At 73.1% G+C, this 19,135-nt stretch carries 7 protein-coding genes; 4 read left to right on the forward strand and 3 right to left on the reverse strand.

What is annotated here, in order from left to right; all coding sequences use genetic code 11:
- Positions 1 to 10 precede the first annotated feature (10 nt).
- The 3 genes from HT134_RS20840 to HT134_RS20850 all read left to right on the forward strand — a co-directional run bounded on the left by HT134_RS20840 (position 11) and on the right by HT134_RS20850 (position 2,746).
- The gene (locus HT134_RS20840) at positions 11 to 1,114 is read left to right on the forward strand and encodes a hypothetical protein (RefSeq protein WP_175602071.1); all 1,104 of its coding nucleotides are present in this window, start codon (positions 11 to 13) and stop codon (positions 1,112 to 1,114) included.
- A 175-nt stretch (positions 1,115 to 1,289) separates the two neighbouring features.
- Complete coding sequence (locus HT134_RS20845; RefSeq protein WP_175602072.1) at positions 1,290 to 1,835, forward strand: RNA polymerase sigma factor; 546 nt, start codon at positions 1,290 to 1,292, stop codon at positions 1,833 to 1,835.
- Complete coding sequence (locus HT134_RS20850) at positions 1,832 to 2,746, forward strand: hypothetical protein (RefSeq protein WP_175602073.1); 915 nt, start codon at positions 1,832 to 1,834, stop codon at positions 2,744 to 2,746. Before HT134_RS20845 ends, HT134_RS20850 begins: the two co-directional genes overlap by 4 nt.
- Positions 2,747 to 3,113: 367 nt before the next feature.
- Here the strand turns inward: HT134_RS20850 and HT134_RS20855 are convergent, their stop codons facing one another.
- From HT134_RS20855 to HT134_RS20865, 3 genes are all read right to left on the reverse strand, one after another.
- On the reverse strand, positions 3,114 to 12,719 hold the full coding sequence (locus tag HT134_RS20855; protein WP_175602074.1) for a non-ribosomal peptide synthetase/type I polyketide synthase: 9,606 nt from the start codon (positions 12,717 to 12,719) through the stop codon (positions 3,114 to 3,116).
- On the reverse strand, positions 12,716 to 17,413 hold the full coding sequence (locus HT134_RS20860) for a non-ribosomal peptide synthetase (RefSeq protein ID WP_246364884.1): 4,698 nt from the start codon (positions 17,411 to 17,413) through the stop codon (positions 12,716 to 12,718). The genes HT134_RS20855 and HT134_RS20860 overlap by 4 nt, the downstream gene beginning before the upstream one ends.
- Before the next feature lie 185 nt (positions 17,414 to 17,598).
- A complete protein-coding gene (locus HT134_RS20865; protein WP_175602076.1) occupies positions 17,599 to 18,321 on the reverse strand; it encodes a GntR family transcriptional regulator in 723 nt (240 codons plus the stop codon).
- A 160-nt stretch (positions 18,322 to 18,481) separates the two neighbouring features.
- Here HT134_RS20865 and HT134_RS20870 point away from each other — a divergent pair, with 160 nt between their 5' ends.
- Positions 18,482 to 19,135, forward strand: a complete 654-nt coding sequence (locus tag HT134_RS20870) for an N-acetylmannosamine-6-phosphate 2-epimerase (RefSeq protein WP_175602077.1) — start codon at positions 18,482 to 18,484, stop codon at positions 19,133 to 19,135.

Genomic DNA, 19,135 nt, shown 5'->3' on the forward strand with positions numbered 1-19,135 from the left:
CCGGAGCTGCTTGTCCGCCGCCGTCGCGCTCGCGTGCCTCGCCGCGGCCTCGTCCACGAACGTCGTCGCCGGCGGCGAATTACGGACGGCCGGTTCGGAGGAGGCCGTCAGCGCCGTCGACGCCCGCCCCAACGACGGCTCCGGCTACTGGCCGGACTTCTCCAACACCGGCTACGCCAACACCCCGGCCAACGCCGGGGGGCTCGGCCTGGGCGCGTACCCCGGCAAGCTCACCGACTACACCTCGGGCATGAGCGCCGACCAGCCGCTCAGGCTGGAGTTCCCGGACAACAGCGTCATCTCCTTCAAGCGCTTCCTCGCCCAGAAGGTGATGATCTACGGCGACAACCTCACGTTCGTCGGCTGCCTGTTCGAGGGCACCAACCCCAACGACAACCTCGTCCAGATCTACTCGGACAACAACATCACGTTCCTCTACTCGACGTTCAAGCCGAGCTCCTACGCGATGCCGCCCGGCAACGACGGCACCGTCTCGTCGTCCCACACCAAGCCCGGCACGCCCTTCGAGGACTCCTGGCAGCTCGCCACGACGATGAAGGAAGCCGTGGCCGTCATGGACCACAACGACATCTGGGGCAACGCGGGCATGATCATGGTGACGGGTTACCCGGACCGCCCGTCGACCTGGACGAACAACTACATCCACGACATGGCGGATACGTCGCACGACGAATACCACCACGACGGCATCGGCCCGCAGAGCGAAGGCAACGGCGGCCCCATGATCGTCCGCCACAACACCCTGGCCTCCCTGGGCAACACCAACGCCCTGGCCCTGCAGGGCGGCGGCGTGTACGACCACATCTCGGTCACGGACAACTACGTCTCGGGCTGGGGATACGCCTTGCACATCGGCGACGTCAACAACGCCACCAACATCACCGTCACCGACAACGTCTTCTCGGCCGAGCTCGAACAGCTCTACGGCTTCCTGTACGGCGGCATCTGGGGCGGGACGGCGCGCGGCTCCACCTGGCGCCGCAACCTCGTCCAGGCCCGTACGGGTGACGACAACAAGAGCTACACGACGGCCGACCACGGGAAGTACCTGTGGCCGGACGGCGAGACCCACACCACCGACTACACGGGCTGAGCCCCCTCCCACGTGAGGACCGTCTCGCCGCTCTCGGTGCCCCACTCCGGGTCGGAGAGCGGCGAGGCTGTCCAAGATTCCCCGCTTCCGGTCGAAATGATGGGGCCGCCTCCACCCATGAGAAGGACGTTCGTATCCATACCGGAAGTGGAGGACGTCCCGATGGGAACCGCACGTGTCAGATGACACCCACAGGTTCGAAGCGGTCTACAGGGCGACCTACGACCAGATCACCGCCTACGCCGGCCGCCGCTGCGACTCGCCGCAGGACGCGGCCGACGTGGTCGCCGAGACCTTCGTCATCGTCTGGCGCAAGATCGACGAGCTGCCGCCGGGCGCGGAGGCGAGGCTCTGGGTGTACGGAGTGGCCCGCAACGTGCTGGCCGACCACCGCCGCGGCGCGCTCCGCCGCCAGGCGCGGCACCGGGACCTCGACGCGGAGATGGCCGACCTCTACGGCGATCCCGCCGACCACAGCGTCGAGAGGTCCGCGATCGCCCAGGCGTTCAGGACGCTTTCCGACGACGACCGCGAGCTGCTCGCGCTGGTCGCGTGGGAGGGCCTGGACCGCGAGGAGATCGCCACGATGCTGGGCCTCTCCCGCAACGCCGTCCGCATCCGGCTGCACCGCGCGCGCAGACGCTTCTCCCGGGCGCTCGACGAGGCCGACGTCCGGCGCGCGCTGACCGGCACCGTCGCACCCGTGGGGAGAACGCTATGAGAGACACCGATGAGATCGGCGAGCTGCTGAGGCCGCTGGCCCGGATCGCGCCGGACGAACCGGGCGGACGCGCCGGAGGGGCCCGCGCGCGGGCGCTGTTCGCCGACATCATCGCCCAGGAACGGGACACGGCGACGACGGTGCCGCTCCCGCGCCGCCCGCACGGGGGGCGCCCCGGTCGCGGTCGCCGCGCGCTGCTCGGGCTCACCGCCTCCGCCGTCCTCGCCCTCGGCGTCGTGCTCGGACCGAGCCTGGCCGGCGGCACCGCGACCTCCTACGCCAACTCGGCGGTGGAGATCCACGAGGAGGCCCACACGTATGTCGCCCGGATCAAGGACCCCTACGCCGACCAGCGTGAGTTCTCCGAGGCGTTCCGTGCCCTCGGCCTGAACGTCGAGCTCAAGGTGATCCCGGTCTCGCCCTCCGCGGTCGGCGAGATCGTGAGCATGGGCGGCAGCTTCAACGCGACGTCGCCGAAGGTGCCCTACGGGGTCCGCAAGGAGCCGGCCGGCTGCGACCTGTCCGACAGCGCGTGCTTCATGGTGGTGACCGTCCCGGCGGCGCTCAAGGACACGCCCGACGTGATGCACTTCGAGCTGGGCCGGCCGGCCCAGCCGGGTGAGTCCTACGAGAACGACTGGCAGTCGGTCACCCGTCCCGGAGAGCCGCTGGCCGGCGTCAGGGTGAGCGGCCGGACCGTCACGGACGTGCTGGCCGAGGTGGGCAAGCGCGGCCTGGCCGCGGAGTTCCGCCTCGTCGTGGTCCACGAGGGCGGGTACACGGTCGAGCCGCTGGCGGCGGACGAGGTGGGCGGCGACTGGATCGTCTTCAAGGCCACTCCGGCACGCGCCGGCGTGGTCACCCTGGAGGTCACCGCCGAGCGACAGACGGGCCTGCAGTACGCGGACTGACGCTCGCGTGCGGAGCCGGCACGGGAAGAGCTCGTCCGCGTTGTGCCGGCGGGCGCTGAGTTCTGGCGCCGGTCGTGTTCCTCGACCGGGGAGACCCGTCACGGGCCCATGTGATCGTCCGGGACCCCGGCCCAGTCCGGGAGCGGTTCGCGTCTCCGGCTCCACTCCGGCGGCAGGCGCGCGTCCGCGGCGGCCCCCACGATGCCGCCGACGATGGCGCACGTGAGACGGAGCAGGCCATCTCGGTGTCGTCCGTCCACTGCCACGGGCCGGGCGGCAGGAGGTGCGGACATCTCCCCGCATCCAACCGCATCTCCCGGTACGGCACCAGCCATACCGGGAGCCGGCCGTACCGGGAGGACTGCGGTCAGGCGACGAGCTGCTTGTCGGCCTGCTGCTGGATCTCGTCCTTGTCGGTGATGACCACCGCGTCCGGGATCGCGTCGGGCAGGTCGTCCTCCAGGTGGCGGACCGGCCGGTAGCGGAAGGCCGCCAGGCCGATCAGCACCGTCACCGCGCCCGCCACGATGGTCAGCAGGCCGATGCCCCGGCCCTGAGCGGCGCCCGCGATGGGGTTGAAGACGTGCTCGACCAGCGGGCCGGCCAGCAGGAAGCCGACCGGGACCATGGCCCAGCTGAGCATCAGGTTGGTGGCGATGACCCGGCCCTGCAGGTCGAGGCCGACCTTCTGCTGCACGATGGAGAACCAGTGCGCGTTCAGCAGCGCGGTGAGCAGCCCGACGAGGAACAGCCCGATCGCGGGCAGCGCCGGGTGGGGCGCAATCCCGATGATCGCGAAGGCGACGCCCAGGGCCATGAAGCAGCCGAGGATGCCGTGCGTACGGCGGGCCAGACCGCCCGTCACCGTCATGATGAGGCTGCCCACCAGGAGCCCGACGCCGCTCATCGACAGCGCCAGCCCCAGGCCGCGGGCGTCGGTGAGGCTGAGCAGCAGCGGCGTGGACAGGACCTCGACCATGGCGAACGGGAAGTTCAGGAACGAGGTGAACAGGATGATCGCCAGCAGGCCGTGCCGGCGCGAGATGTAGCGCCAGCCGCCGGTCACCTCGTGCCAGAACGGCTCTTCCCGCTTCTTGAACAGCGTGTCCGGGAAGCGGACCGCCAGGGTCACGGTCACCGCGAAGGCGAACGTGGACAGGTCGATCACGACGATGCCGCGCATCCCGATCATGGCCATGAGCGCCCCGCCCAGCAGAGGAGCCAGGACGGTTCCCGCCGCCTGCCCGAGCTGCGCCAGGCCGTTGGCTCTGCCGTAATAGCGTTTGGGCACGAGCTGGGCCACGGCCGCCATGTACGCGGGCTGGTGGAAGGCCGTCGAGACGGCGCCGACGGCGACGATGGCGTAGACGTGCCAGAGCTGGAGCCCGCCCGTCCAGAGCAGGGTGGCCAGCGCGATGGAGGCGCACCCCGCCGCCGAGTCGGCAGTGATCATGACGAGCCTGCGGTCCAGCCGGTCGGCCACCGCTCCGGCGATGGGCGCCAGCACGACGGCGGGCAGCAGTGCCATGACCGACACGATGGAGAACATCGTGATCGACTGCGTCTGCTGGTAGACCCACAGGCCGAGGCCGAACGTGGTCAGTCCCGTGCCCATCAGCGACACGAGCTGGCCGAAGGCCACCAGGAAGAACGTCTTCAGGCTGGGCTGCCGGCGACCCGCCGCCTCTGGGGCGGCCGCCACAGAGGCGGCTGCCGCGGGGGCCGGCGCCGGGACGTCGGTGCCGGCGCCGGTGAGGATCTCGGCCAGTTCGGGCGCCTGGTGCTTCTGGAAGTAGTGACCCGCCTTGGGGATCACCTCCAGCGACACCGAGTCGGAGAAGGCCTCCCACTCGCGGTAGCGCTCCTCGTACAGCTCGGTCGCGCGGTCGTTCTCGCCGACCACGCACACGAGCGGCGCCGACAGCTTCTCGATGGGGTTCTTGTAGAGCTCGGTGTAGTAGTCCTCGCCCTCCTGGGTGTCGTGCAGGAAGACGCCCATGATGAAGTCGCGCTCGGCGGGGTCCAGCGCCTCGGTGAAGAAGCCCATGGCCCGCAGGAACTCCAGCGCCTGCCGCTTGGACGTCCACCGCTCCATCGGGAAGACCTTGCGCATCCAGGCGAACGCCTTGCCGGGCAGGCGGGGCGCCGGGAAGTGCCCGCCGATGACGACCTTGACCAGGTCGACGCCCTCCTCCTCCAGCCGGCGCGCCAGCAGGGTGGTGAGCGCGCCGCCCATGCAGTGGCCGTACAGCGCGACGGGTCCCTCGACCCCGTCCTTGATCTCCTTGACGCAGCCCTCGACGAGCTCGTGGAAGGGCAGGACGGGCTCGCCGGGGTTGCCGGTGTCGTGGCCCGGCGGCTCCAGCGCGAGCATGGTGACGTGCTCGGGCATGGCCGCGGCCAGCGGCTGGTACGTGATCGCCCCGCCGCCCGCGAACGGCACGCAGACCAGGGTCAGCGAGGCCGCGGAACGGGGCGGTGTCAGCTCGTGCAGGAGGCCGCCTCCCCGGGACGACGACCCGTCGAGCGTGGCGAACGCCCGGATCGTGGGGTGCTTGAACAGGTCCAGCACGGTCGCCTGGATTCCGGAGTCCCGTACGGCCCGCACGGCCTTGAACGAGTCGCCGCCCATCGCGAAGAAGTCGTCGTCGATCCCGATGCCCTGCACGCCCAGGATCGCCGACCAGAGCTCGACCAGCCTGGCCTCGGCCGGCGTCCGCGGCGCCGTGCCCTCGGCGCGCGCCTGGCCGACCGGCTCGGGCAGCGCCTTGCGGTCCACCTTGCCGTTCGGGGTGAGCGGCAGCGTGTCCAGCGGCACGAACGCCGACGGGATCATGTAGTCGGGCAGCTTGCGCCGCAGGTAGTCCCGCCAGTCGTGCTCGGCGCCGGTGTCGGTGACCAGATAGGCGGCGATGCTCTTGTCCTCGTCCGAGCCGCGCACCACCACGGCCGCCTGGCGGACCGCGGGATGCGCCAGCAGGAGCGACTCGATCTCGCCCAGTTCGATGCGGTAGCCGCGGACCTTCACCTGCCCGTCGGCCCGGCCGAGGAACTCGATCGAGCCGTCGGCCCGGCGGCGGGCCAGGTCACCGGTGCGGTACAGCCGGGCGCCGTCCCGCCAGGTGACGAAGCGCTCCGCGGTCAGCTCGGGCTGGCCGAGGTAGTCGCGGGCCAGCCCCTCCCCGCCGATGTACAGCTCGCCGACCACGCCGGTCGGGACCAGGTTCATCGCGGTGTCGAGCAGGTGGACCCGGGTGTTGGCGATCGGGTGGCCGATCGTGATGGGCCCGTCGGTGACCCGGGTGAGGGTGGACCAGATCGTGGTCTCGGTCGGCCCGTACATGTTCCACAGCTCGGCCACCCGTCCGCGCAGGTCGCCGGCCAGGTCGGCGGGCAGCGCCTCGCCGCCGCACAGGGCCTTCAGGGTCGGCTTGCCCGCCCAGCCCGCCGACAGCAGCAGCCGCCAGGTGGCCGGGGTGGCCTGCATGACGGTCGCGTCGTCCAGCAGGGCGGCCAGCCGCACCGGGTCGTAGGCGGCCTCCCGGCCGGCGATCACCACGTGGCCGCCGACCGTGAGCGGGAGGAACAGCTCCAGCACCGAGATGTCGAAGGCGAACGTGGTGACGGCCAGGAGCGTGTCCTCGCCGGTCAGGCCGGGCTCGCGGCTCATCGAGGCCAGGAAGTTGACCACCGACGAGTGCTGGACGCGCACGCCCTTGGGCCGTCCGGTGGAGCCCGAGGTGTACAGGACGTAGCAGAGGTTGTCCCGCGTGGCCGACGCGGGCAGCCGTCCGGAGCCCGCCGCGGAGAAGCCGTCGTCCGTGAGGACGAGCTCTCCCTGGAAGCCGGTGTAGCGGTCGGCCAGCTCGCGTTCGGTGACCAGGACGCCGATGCCGGAGTGGCCGATGATGTAGTCCTGGCGATCCTGCGGGTACATCGGGTCGAGCGGCACGTACGCGCCCCCCGCCTTGAGCACGCCGAGCAGGACGACCAGCATCGTGGCCGACCGCTCCAGCGCGACGCCCACCAGCGTCTCGGGGCCCACCCCGGCCGCGCGCAGGCGGCGCGCGACCCGGTCGGCCCGCTCGTCCAGCTCCCGGTACGTCATCGAGACGCCCTCGAAGGTGACGGCCACGGCGTCCGGCGTACGGTCGGCCTGGGCCTCCACCAGCTCGTGGACGCACCGGTCGGGCACCTCGACGTCCTGGCCGTCGAGCTGCTCGGCCAGTTCCTCGCCGGTGAGCAGGGCCAGGTCGGACAGCGGGGCCGTGGGGGTCGCGACGATCCCGGACAGCAGGGTCTCGTAGTGCCGCAGCAGCCGCCGCGCGGTGCCGGCGTCGTAGAGCGCGGTGTTGTACTCCAGCCGGCACAGCAGCTCGTCGCCCTGCTCGTAGACGTAGAGCACCAGGTCAACCTGGGCGGTGCCGGTCTCCACGGCCATCTCCGCGACGGCCAGCCCGTCCATGTCGAGGTCGCTCTTGGGCAGGTTGAGCAGGTTGAACAGCACCTGGAAGAGCGGGTTGCGCGACAGGTCCCGCGGCGGGTTGAGCTCCTCCACCAGCCGTTCGAACGTCACGTCCTGGTGGGCGTACGCGCCGAGCGCGTACCCGCGCACCTGGGCCAGGAGCTCCGTGTACGGCAGGTCGCCGTCCATCGTGGCCCGCATGACGAGGGTGTTGATGAAGCAGCCCGCGATGTCCTCGAACTCGGGGCGGGTGCGGCCGGCCACCGGGGAGCCGACGCAGATGTCCTCCTGGCCGCTGTAGCGGTACAGCAACGCGTGCAGCCCGGCCAGCAGGGTCATGTAGAGGGTGGCGCCGCGCTCCTGGCTCAGCCGCCGCAGCCCCCTGGCCAGCTCCGCGGGCAGCGCGTGGGTGGCGACGGCCCCCTCGAAGGTCTGCATCGGCGGGCGCGGCCGGTCCGTGGGCAGGTCCAGGCTGTGCGGGACGCCGCGCAGCCGCTCCGTCCAGAAGCCGAGGTCGACGGCCTGCTGCCGCTGCCAGCGCGCGTAGTCGCGGTACCTGACGGCCGGTTCGGGCAGGGTCCGGCCGTTGTACAGCGCCGCCAGCTCGGTGCGCAGCAGGGTGATCGTCCAGCCGTCCACGACGATGTGGTGGAAGGCGAGCGACAGGACGTGGTGGTCGGGGGCGAGCCGCAGCAGCCGGGCCCGGAACAGCGGGCCGTGCGCCAGGTCGAACGGCCGGGCCGCCTCCTCGCTCAGCGCCCGCTCGGCGTCGTCGCAGTCGTCGACCGGCAGCGGCACCTCGCCCGGGGGCAGCACCACCTGCTCCGGCTCGCCGTCCGGGGCGCGGAAGACGGTCCGCAGCGACTCGTGCCGCCGCACCAGCTCGCGCAGGGCGGCGCGCAGCCGCCCGGCGTCCAGCTCGCCCCGCAGGTCCAGCGCGGTGGCCACGGCGTAGGCGGCCGATCCGTGGACCTGGTCGATGAACCACATGCGCCGCTGGACGAACGAGACGGGCGCGGGGCCCGGGTCGTCGACCACCGGGATCGTGTCGACGGCCGCAGCGGGGGCGACGGCCGGGACGATCTCGGTGGCGGGCGCGGCCTCGCGGGTGGGCGCCGCCGAGGCGACGAGCGCCCGCTGGCCGCCCAGCGTGGGATTGTCGAAGATCGCCTCGATGGGCAGGCCGAGACGGGAGGCGAGCTGGGTGGCCACGAGGGAGTCGCCGCCCAGCTCGAAGAAGTCGTCCCGCGGGCTCGCCGGCGCGATGCCGAGCACGTCGTGCCAGGCGGCGGCGACCGTGTCGGCCTCCTGGGCCGCCGCCGCCGCGCCGAGCGGCGCCGCCGTGGGAAGAGCCGCGGGGGTCGCCGCCGTGACCTCGAAGCGCCGGGTGCGCGGCTCCACCCAGTAGCGGCGCCGGTCGAACGGGTACGTGGGCAGCGGCACCCGCCTGCCCGGCGGGGCGAAGGCCGCCCAGTCGACGTCGGCGCCGTTCACCCACAGCCGCCCGACGCCCTCCAGCAGGGCGGCCTGACCGCCGTCCGGCTCGGTGAACGGGGCGACCACCGCCGTTCCTCCCTGGCGGCGGACCAGGGTGGCCAGCGTGCGGCCCGGCCCGGCCTCCACCATCGCGGCGCCGGCCTCGACCAGCGCGCGGGCGCAGTCGGCGAAGCGCACGGTCTCCCGCAGGTGGCGCACCCAGTACGCGGGGTCCCGCGTCTCGGCGCCGGACACCCAGTCGCCCGTGACGTTGGACAGGTACGGCAGGCCGGGAGCGCCGAGCCGCACCGCGGCGACCTCGGCGGCGAAGGCGTCGAGCACCGGGTCGAGCATGGCGGAGTGGAAGGCGTGGGAGGTCCGCAGCGCGCGGCAGGCGACGCCCTGCCGGGACAGCCGCCGCTCCAGCTCGGCGACGGCCTGCTCCGGGCCGGCCACGACGCACGTCTCGGGGGTGTTGACCGCCGCCAGCGAGAGCTCCTCGCCGAGCAGCCCGGCCACCTCCGATTCGGGCAGCGGCACGGCCAGCATCGACCCGGGCGGCAGGCTCTGCACCAGGCGGCCGCGCGCCGCGACCAGGCGCAGGGCGTCCTCCAGGGTGAAGACCCCGGCCAGGCACGCGGCGACGTACTCGCCGATGCTGTGACCGGCCATCATCGCCGGGCGGACCCCGCGCTCCATGAGCGTGCGGGCCAGCGCGTACTCCGTGACGAACAGCGCGGGCTGGGTGAGCCGGGTCTGGTCGAGGTCGCCGGCCTCGCCGTACAGGGCCTGGCGCAGGTCGAGGCCGAGGTACGGCTCCAGGACGGCGGAGCAGGCGTCGACCGTGGCGCGGAAGACCTCCTCCGACCGGTACAGGCCCGCGCCCATTCCCCGGCGCTGCGCCCCCTGGCCGGGGAAGAGAAAGGCCACCTCGCGCCGGTGCGACGCGCCCGTGACCAGCTCGGCCTCCTGGACCGAGCGGTGGTCCTCGGCGACCAGGAATCCGCGGTGGCGGAGCTGGCGGCGGCCGTGCCGCAGGGTGGCGGCGACGTCCGCCAGGTCGGTGTCCGGGTGCGCGCGCAGGTGGGCGCGCAGCCGGGTGGCCGATTCGGCGAGCGCCGCCTCGCCGGCGGCCGACAGGAGGAGCAGGTGGGGGCCCGCCGCCGGGGGAGCGGCCGTCGGCGCGGGCGGCTCGGGCGCCTCCTCCAGCACGACGTGGGCGTTGGTGCCGCCCATGCCGAAGGCGCTGACGCCCGCCCTGCGCGGGCCCTCCCCCCGCGGCCATGCGGCGCGGGTGGTGGGCACGTGGAACCGGCTGAAGTCGATGCGCGGGTTGGGCGTCGCGAAGTTGACCGTGGGCGGCAGCGTGCGGTGCTTGAGCGCCATCACGGTCTTGATCAGTCCGGCCATCCCGGCGGCGGCGTCGGCGTGGCCGATGTTGGACTTGACCGAGCCGAGCGCGATCGGCCGGTCCCCGGTGAAGACCTGGGACAGCGCCGCGACCTCGATGGGGTCGCCGAGCGCGGTGCCGGTGCCGTGCGCCTCGATGTAGTCGATCGTGCCGGGCTCGACGCCGGCCGAGGCCAGCGCCGCGGTGATGACCTCGGCCTGCCCGTTCACGGCCGGCGCGGTGTAGCCGACCTTCCGGGTGCCGTCGTTGTTGACCGCGGAGCCGCGGACGACGGCGTGGATGGTGTCGCCGGCGGCGAGCGCGTCCTCCAGCCGCTTGAGCACGACGACGCCGACGCCGCCGGCGCCGATCGTGCCCTGCGCCTCGGCGTCGAAGGGCCGGCAGTGGCCGTCGGGGGAGCCGATGCCGCCGCTCTGGTACAGGTAGCCGCGGCGGGTCCAGGCGTTGACCCGCACCGCCCCGGCCAGCGCGACGTCGCAGTCGCCCGCGATCAGGCTCTGCCTGGCCAGGTGCAGCGCGACCAGCGAGGTGGAGCAGGCGGTGTTGACGCTGACGCTCGGCCCGCGCAGGTCGAGCTTGTAGGAGGTCCGGGTGGGCAGCGAGTCCTTGTCGTTGCCGAGCATGACCTGGTACGCGCCCACCGCCCTGAGCACGTCGGGCGCGGCCAGCAGGTTCTCGATGTAGTAGGTGCTCATCGCCGAGCCGGCGAAGACGCCGATCCGTCCCGTGACGCGGTCGGGGTCGCAGGCCGCGTCCTCCAGCGCCTCCCAGGCGGTCTCCAGGAACAGGCGCTGCTGCGGGTCGAGGATCTCCGCCTCGCGCGGGGTGAACGCGAACAGCTCGGCGTCGAACAGGTCGATGCCGTCGAGCACGGTCCCCGACCGGACGTAGGCGGGGTCGGCCAGCAGGCCGGGGTCCTCGCCGTCGGCGAGCAGCTCCTCGTCGGTGAAGTCCTGGACGGCCTCGACGCCGTCGCGGATCGCCGCCCAGAACTCCTCGGGCCCCGCGGCGCCGGGGAAGCGGCAGGCCATGCCGACGATGGCGAGCGCGCCCGAGGGGGGCGCGCCGGTCGTCCTGGCCGTCTCCCGCGCCGGGCCGTCGGGGCTGAGGAACGCGGTCAGCGAGGCGACCGTCGGGTACCGGAACAGGTCGGTCACCGTGAGGCTGAACCGCTTGCGCAGGCGCTCGTGCACCTGCAGCACGAGCAGCGAGTGGCCGCCCACGTCGAAGAAGTTGTCCTCGGGGCCGAAGGAGGAGGTGCCGAGCGCCTCCCGCCAGGCCCGCGTGACGAGCCGGGCGACCTCGTGGCGCGGCGTGCCCGCGGCCGTCTCCCCGTCCGTCCCGGCGGGGGCCTCGTCCCCGTCCATGGCGGCGGCCAGCACTTGCCGGAGGTCGGCCACCAGGCTCCTGATCGTGCCCGCGTGGAACAGGTCCGTGTTGTACTCCACGAGACCGTCCAGCGTCTCGCGGACGCCCACGGTGAGGTCGAACTTGGCGGTGCGCTCGGGGATCTCCACCGGGCTGACCGTCAGGCCGGTCAGCTCCAGCTCCGCCGTGGCCTCGGGCAGCATGTTGAACATCGTCTGGAACACCGGGCTGCGGTCCAGCCGGCGCTCGGGGTTGAGCTCCTCGACCAGCCGCTCGAAGGGCATGCCCTGGTGGTCGTGCGCGTCGAGCACCGCGTCCCTGACCCGCTCCACCACCTCGGCGAACGACGGCTCGCCCGACAGGTCGGCCCGGATGGCCAGGGTGTTGGTGAAGAACCCGATGAGGCCCTCGAACTCGACCTCGTCGCGGTTGGCGACGGGCGTGCCCACCACGAGGTCGCGCTGTCCGGAGCGCCGGGAGAGCACCACGAGGTAGGCCGCGAGGAGCACCATGTACGGGGTCGCGCCCAGGCTCCGGCAGTACGCCCTGAACTCCTCGCGCGGGAGGTCCAGGGAGAAGGGCAGCTCGGCGCCCGCGTACGTCTGGACGGCCGGCCGGGGCAGATCCGCCGGCAGCTCGGTGACCGGCGGGGCGCCCGCGAGCGTCTCGCGCCAGTAGGCGAGGTCCTCGCCGTGGTCCTTGCCCCGCTGCCGGATCGCGTAGTCGGGGTACTGCTGGGACAGCGGCGGCAGCTCGCGCCCGTCGTAGAGCGCGCTCAGCTCGCTGCGCAGCACGTCCAGCGACCAGGCGTCGGCGACGATGTGGTGCAGCGTGAGGTGCAGGACGTGCCGCTCGGGGCCCTCGCGCAGCAGGTGCGCGCGGATGAGCGGGCCGGTGGTCAGGTCCATCGGCGTGGCGTCCGCGGTGTCGGCCAGCTCGACGGTGAGCGAGTCGGCCACGATCTGGTAAGGGCCGTCCTCGTCCATGGCGAACGTGGTGCGCAGGCTCTCGTGCCGGGCCACCAGGGCGTTCAGCGCGCGGTGCAGCGCCTCGCGGTCGAGGGGGCCCTCGATGCGGAAGGCGAGCGGGATCAGGTAGTGCGCGGCGCCCGGCGCCATCCGGTCGAGGTACCAGGCGCGGAGCTGGGTGAACGACATCGGCAGCCGGTCGGGCCTGGACCGGGCGGTCGCGGCCTGCTGCTTCTTCTTCCGTAACGCTTCCAGGAGCTGGCGCTGCTGGTCTGACAGACTCATTGGGGACCTTCCATCGACCGCAGCAGGGCTTCGGCCTCGTCGTCCGAATACGCCGCGACCATGAGATAGAGCTCCGCGGCCGCTTCCACGTCGGGCGACGTGAGCTGCGCGGCGAGCTCGGCGACGGTCGGGTGGGAGAACAGGGTGCGCAGCGGGACCCGCACCTCCAGGGCGTCGCGCAACCGGGAGGCGATCTGGGTGGCGTTGAGCGAGTGGCCGCCCAGCTCGAAGAGGTTGTCGTGCCGTCCGACCTGTCCGCCCAGCACCTCCTGCCAGACGGCCGCGACGACCTGCTCCAGCGGGGTGGCGGGGGCGGTGAAGGCGCGCGCGCCCTGGCCGGGGTCCGGCAGGGCGTGCCGGTCCACCTTGCCCGAGGGGTTGACCGGCAGGGCGTCCAGCGGGACGAACGTGCTCGGCACCATGTACTCCGGCAGCCGCTCGGCCAGGTAGGGCCGCAGCCCGGTGGTGTCGTCGGCGGCCACGTACGCGACCAGCCGGTCCTCGCGCGCCATGACGAACGCCTCACGCACGGCGGGGTGCCCGGCCAGCACCGCGGCGATCTCGCCGGGCTCGACCCGGTAGCCGCGGATCTTGACCTGGTCGTCGGCGCGGCCCAGGAACTGGATGTCCCCGGCCTCGTCGAGGCGGGCCAGGTCGCCGGTCCGGTACAGCCGGCGGCCGTCCCGCCAGGTGATGAACCGCTCCGCGGTCAGCTCGGGCTGGCCGTGGTAGCCCCGGGCCAGGCAGGCGCCGCCGAGATGCAGCTCGCCGGGGACGCCGTCGGGCGTCTCGTTGCCCAGGCGGTCGAGGATCAGCGCCTGGACGCCCGTGACCGGCCGGCCGATGGGCGGCAGCCGCGGCCAGCCCTCCGGCGGGCCGGTGAGCGTGTGCGCGATGTCGATGATCGCGCCCTCGGTCGGCCCGTACTGGTTGTGCAGCCTCATCCACGGCCTGATGAACCGTTCGAGCTGCGGGGTCACCTGGAGCTGCTCGCCCGCGGTGATCACCTCGCGCAGCGTGGCGGGCGGCTCGACCCCGGCGCCGGCCAGCGACTGCAGGGCCACGAACGGCAGGAAGATGCGCTCCACCCGGCTGCGGGCGATGTGGTCGAGCAGGGCGGCCGGGTCGCGCCGGACCTCGTCGCCGACCATGACCAGCGTCCCGCCGTACGCCCAGGTGCTGAAGATCTCCTGTACCGAGACGTCGAAGCCGAGCGCGGTGAACTGCAGGCTGCGGTAGGCGCCGCTGTGCCAGGCCATGAGGTTGGCGACCGGGCGGTGCGGCATCGCCACGCCCTTGGGCTGCCCGGTCGAGCCGGAGGTGAACAGGATGTAGGCCAGGTCGTCGGGGCCGGCGCCGCCGTCCGGCCGGTGGTCGGGCCGGCCGTCGAGGTCGGTGTCGACGTGGACGGGCCGCTCGTGCGGCAGGCCGCCGGCCAGCGCCCGGTGCGTCACCAGGACCGGGGTGTCCACCCGGCCGAGCACCTGGGTGAGGCGCCCCTCGGGGTAGGAGGGGTCGAGCGGCACGTACGCGCCACCCGACTTGAGGATCCCCAGGATGGCCACGGGCAGGTCGAGCGAGCGGCGCACGTGCAGCGCGACCGGCACCTCCGGGCCGACGCCCAGCTCGCGCAGCAGGTGGGCGAGCTGGTTGGCGCGCCGGTCGAGCTCGGCGTAGGTGAGGGCGGCGCCCTCGAACTCGACGGCGACCGCGTCGGGCGTCCGGTCGGCCTGCTGCTCGAACAGCCCGTGCAGGGTCTGGTCGGGACCGCGGCCGGCGGGGCCGTGGTCACGGGTGAGCAGCGCGGAGACCGGCGCCGCCGGGTCGGCCGCCACCTGCTCCAGGACGCGGACGTAGTGGCCCAGCAGGCGCTCGGCCGTGGCGCGCTCGAACAGGTCGGTGGCGAACTCCAGGCTCATCTCGCGCCCTTCGGCGTACAGCACCAGGTCGGCCTTGGCGCCGCCGTTCTCGACCTCCTCCAGCATCCGGAAGGTCACCTCGCCGGCCCGTCGCGCGGCCGGGGGCTCCTGCATCGCGAACATCACGTCGAACGGCGGCCGGCCGTCCGGGCAGAGCTCCCGCACGATCTCCTCGAGCGGCACGTCCGTGGGCGTGGCGAGGACGCCGGCGCGCACGCGCGCCAGCAGGCGCTCGAAGGACGGGTCGCCCTCCAGGCCGGTCCTGATCGGCAGCGTCTCCACGAAGAAGCCGATCGCGGAGTCCGCGCCCGGCGCCTCCCGGCCGGAGAACGGCACGCCCGTCATGATGTCGTCCCGGCCGCTGTAGCGGTGCAGCAGGGCCTGGAACGCCGCGAACAGCACCATGAACGGGCTGGCCTGAGCGCGCCTGCCCAGCGACTCCAGCTCGGTGAGCAGCCCGTCGGGCAGCGTGGCCCGCACCCGGCCGCCGCGCCGCGTCGGGCCGGACGGTCCCGGGCCGTCGGCGGGCAGCCCCAGCCGCTCCGGCGGCGACTCCAGGAGCTCGCGCCAGTACGGCAGGCCGTCCGCGCCCCGCGCCCGCCGGTGGGCGACGGCCGGCGCGGGCAGGCTCTCGCCCGCGTAGAGCCGCGCCAGTTCGTCCAGGAAGACCCCGGCGGACCAGCCGTCGAAGGCGATGTGGTGGACGTTGACCAGCAGCCGGTGGCTGTCGTCGGCGAGCCGGAGCAGCAGCGCCCGCAGCACGGGGCCGGTGCGCAGGTCGAAGGGGTCCCGGGCGGCGTGCTTGGCCAGCGCGGTCGCGCCGCGCGGGGTGGCGTCCATGACCTTCAGCGGGACGGTCACCGCCGGCTCCACCACGGGCACCGGCTCGCCGTCGCGCTCCTCGTAGCGGGTGCGCAGGGGGGCGTGCCGGCGGACGATCTCGTTGATCGCGGCCTCCAGGCGGTCCGTGTCGAGGGGACCGTCCAGGGCGTACAGGATGGGCACGTTGTACTGCGCGCCGGGCGCCACCTGGTCGATGAACCAGAGCCGGCGCTGCGCGGGCGTCAGCCCGCGCTCGCCGGGGGCCGGCGCGCTCGTCCGCGGCAGGGCGTCGACCGCGCGGGCCAGCTCGGCGACCGTGGGGTGCTCGAAGAGCATCCGGGGCTCGACCGGCCGGCCCAGGCTCTCGCAGGCGCGGGCGGCGATGCGCATGGCCAGCAGCGACTGGCCGCCCAGGGCCAGGAAGTCGTCGTCCGCGCCGACCGTCCCAGTGTCGAGGACGTCCTGCCAGATCTCGGCGAGCGCCACCTCGGTCGGGGTGCGGGGCGGGGTGGCGGAGCGGGACTCGCGGACGGGGTCGGGCAGCGCGGCGCGGTCCACCTTGCCGTTGCCGGTCAGCGGGAGCTCGTCCAGGAACACCCAGGCGGTGGGGATCATGTAGTCGGGCAGGAGCCGGCGCAGGTGGACGCGCATCTCCTGCTCGGTCGCCTTCCCCACGACGTAGGCGACGAGGTCGCGGCCGCGGACGGCGGTGGTGACGGCGCGCACGCCCTGGTGGCGGCCGAGCACGGTCTCGATCTCGCCGAGCTCCACCCGGTTGCCGCGGATCTTGACCTGGTCGTCGAGCCGTCCCAGGAACTCGAACTCGCCCGCCCGGTTGCGGCGGGCCAGGTCCCCGGTGCGGTAGAGGAGCCGGCCGTCCTGGTCGCGGACGAAGCGCTCGGCCGTGAGGTCCGGCAGGCCGAGGTAGCCGAGGCCGACGCACACGCCGCCGAGATGGATCTCGCCCTCCTCGGCGGGCCGCATCTCCTCGTCCAGGAGGTGGACGGTGACGCCGGGCAGGGGCCTGCCGAGCGCGGGCGGCCGGCTCCGGTCGTCGCGGGGCGGCACCTCGCCGGCGATCGCGTTGACCGCGCACTCGGCCGGGCCGTACAGGTTGACCAGCTTGAAGGGCAGCCCGGGACGCGGGTAGGTGGTGAGCCGGTCGCCGCCGGTGCTCAGGGTCGCCAGCCTGGTCTCCGCGGGCCAGGCCAGGCCGAGCAGGCCCTCGGCGACGGGGGTGGGCGCGTAGCAGGTGGTCAGCTCCTGCTCGACGATCCAGTCGCGCAGCGCGGGCAGGGAGAGCCTGGTGCGCTCGTCGGGGATGACCATCGTGGTGCCCGCGGTCAGGTACATCCAGATCTCCCAGACCGACGGGTCGAAGTTGGGGCTGGTGAGCAGCGGGGCACGGCCGCCCAGTCCGAAGGTCTCGTGCGACCACCCGATCAGGTTGGCCAGCGCGCGGTGGGGGACGAGCACGCCCTTGGGGGTCCCGGTCGAGCCGGAGGTGTGGACGACGTAGGCGAGGTCCTCGGGTCCCACGTCGGGGAGGGGCGACGCGTCCGCCTCGGTGAGCTCGTCGATCACGGGGATGCCGTCGGGGACCAGGGATCGCCACTCCGGCGCGGTGACCACGGCCGCGGCTCCCGCCAGCATGGCGCGGACGCGCTCCACGGGAGTGGCCGGGTCGATCGGGGCGAAGGCGAGGCCCGCCTTCATGGCGCCGAGCTGGCCCGCGACCAGCCGGATGGAACGGTCCGCCAGTACGGCGACCCAGGGCCGGCCGGTCGCCGTGGAAGGACGCAGCCGGGCGGCGATGCCGTTGGCGAGGCGGTCCAGCTCACGGTAAGTGAGGTGATCTTGACCGGCCGAAATGATCGTCCTTTGTGGGGTCTCGCTCAGCCGATTCTGGTAAAGCCGCAGAACAGATGCGAAAGGTAAGGCATCTGACGTCATGGTCGCGCCTGCCGATTGTTGAGTTGTTTGCGCCGTTTTCGGCACGCCGCGGATCAGAATGATTGATCACCAGATTCGTGTCAACCCTGTCGCGATCACTCCACGGGCTCCTCCAAGCGGTCCGCAAGACCGGCACCACCGGGCTCCAAGAGCGGTGGCTCAGGGGTCCGGCGGACGCGTGACGCCTACGGGGCGTCGCGGTAGATGGTGAGCTGGTAGGAGTAGCGATCGCCCCGGTAGAGCGAGTCGGCGCGCTCGACGGCCCGGCCGCGGGCGTCGAAGCCGACGCGCCGCACGAGGAAGGCCGGCGAGAACGGCGGCGCGTCGAGCGCCCGGGCGTCGTCCGGGCCGAGCACGGTCGCCCTGATCGTCTGCTCCGCCCGGTGCAGGGTCAGCCCGTACCGGGACGACAGCACCTCGTACAGCGAGCCGTGCAGCTCCGGCTCCAGGTCGCCGGGCACGAGCTCGGCGGGCAGGTAGCTGTGCTCCAGGCACATCGGCTCGTCGTCGGCGGTGCGGACCCGGCGGATGTGCAGGACCTTCGCCGACGGGCTGATCCGCAGGGCGGCGCCGATGTCGGCGCCCGCCGGGATCCGCTCGCAGCTGACCTCCAGCGACCCCGGGCGCAGGCCGCGTGAGCGCATGTCCTCGCTGAAGGAGGTCAGCTCGACGGACTTGTGGATGCGCGGCTCGCTCGCGAACGTGCCCGAGCCCTGCACCCGGTAGACCCGTCCCTCCCGTTCGAGCTGGTCCAGGACGCGCCGCACGGTGAGCCTGCTGACGGAGAACTCCTCGGCCAGGCTGCGCTCGGTGGGCAGCCGCTCGTGCGGGGCCAGCTCGCCGACCAGCAGGTCGACCAGGTGCCGGCGCAGCCGGCCGGACTTGGCCGGGGGGCGTTCCGTCGTCATGGCCCAAGACTCTATCGTGAATTGGTGTACTCCAATATCTTGACCCTGCCACGAGGTGGGGTCTATACCGTTCCCAGCAAGTCCTGGCACTTCCTGAGGAGCGAGAGATGAGGATCCCCGAAATGGGCATGCCCTTGGTGCTCGTGGCAGGGGCACTCGGATGAACCGGCTGCGCGGCGGCCTGATCGTCTCCTGCCAGGCCCCGGAAGGTCATCCGCTGCGCGACCCGGAGGTGATCGCCCGCCTGGCCGAGTGCGCCGTGCTGGGCGGGGCCGTGGGGCTGCGGATCAACTCGGCCGAGGACGTGGCCGCGGTGCGCAGGCGTACGGACGCGCCGGTGATCGGCCTGCACAAGGTCAGGCACGGCCACCGGGACGTGATCACCCCGACGCTGGAGCACGCGGCCGGGCTCGCCGCGGCCGGCGCCGACATGATCGCCGTGGACCTCACGCCCGAGACCCCCGGGCCCGGGCTGGAGCTGATCGAGCCGATCCACGCCCTGGGGGTGACCGTCATGGCGGACGTCTCGACCCTCGCCGAGGGCATGGACGCCTGGGAGGCCGGCGCCGACGTCGTCGGCACCACGCTGTCCGGTTACACCGCGCGTCAGCTCCCCACGCCGCACGATCCCGACCTGCACCTCGTCGGCGCGCTCGCCGCGCGCGGCGTACGGGTGATCGCCGAGGGCCGCTACCGCACCGAGCAGCAGGTACGGCAGGCGTTCGCGGCGGGCGCGTGGGCCGTGGTGGTCGGCGGCGCGATCACCGACCCGATCTCCGTCACCCGGCGGCTGGCCGCCGCGGCACCGCGATGA

Origin of the sequence: Nonomuraea rhodomycinica (genome assembly GCF_013363995.1) — a bacterium.
In the GTDB taxonomy this organism is placed as follows: Bacteria; Actinomycetota; Actinomycetes; order Streptosporangiales; family Streptosporangiaceae; genus Nonomuraea; species Nonomuraea rhodomycinica.

What these genes read in the sequence shown, in the direction of transcription:
- HT134_RS20850 (WP_175602073.1), top strand. Translation starts at nt 1,832, where the DNA reads ATGAGAGACACCGATGAGATCGGCGAGCTGCTGAGGCCGCTGGCCCGG.
- HT134_RS20855 (WP_175602074.1), bottom strand. Translation starts at nt 12,719, where the DNA reads ATGAGTCTGTCAGACCAGCAGCGCCAGCTCCTGGAAGCGTTACGGAAG.
- HT134_RS20860 (WP_246364884.1), bottom strand. Translation starts at nt 17,413, where the DNA reads ATGACGTCAGATGCCTTACCTTTCGCATCTGTTCTGCGGCTTTACCAG.
- HT134_RS20865 (WP_175602076.1), bottom strand. Translation starts at nt 18,321, where the DNA reads ATGACGACGGAACGCCCCCCGGCCAAGTCCGGCCGGCTGCGCCGGCAC.
- HT134_RS20870 (WP_175602077.1), top strand. Translation starts at nt 18,482, where the DNA reads ATGAACCGGCTGCGCGGCGGCCTGATCGTCTCCTGCCAGGCCCCGGAA.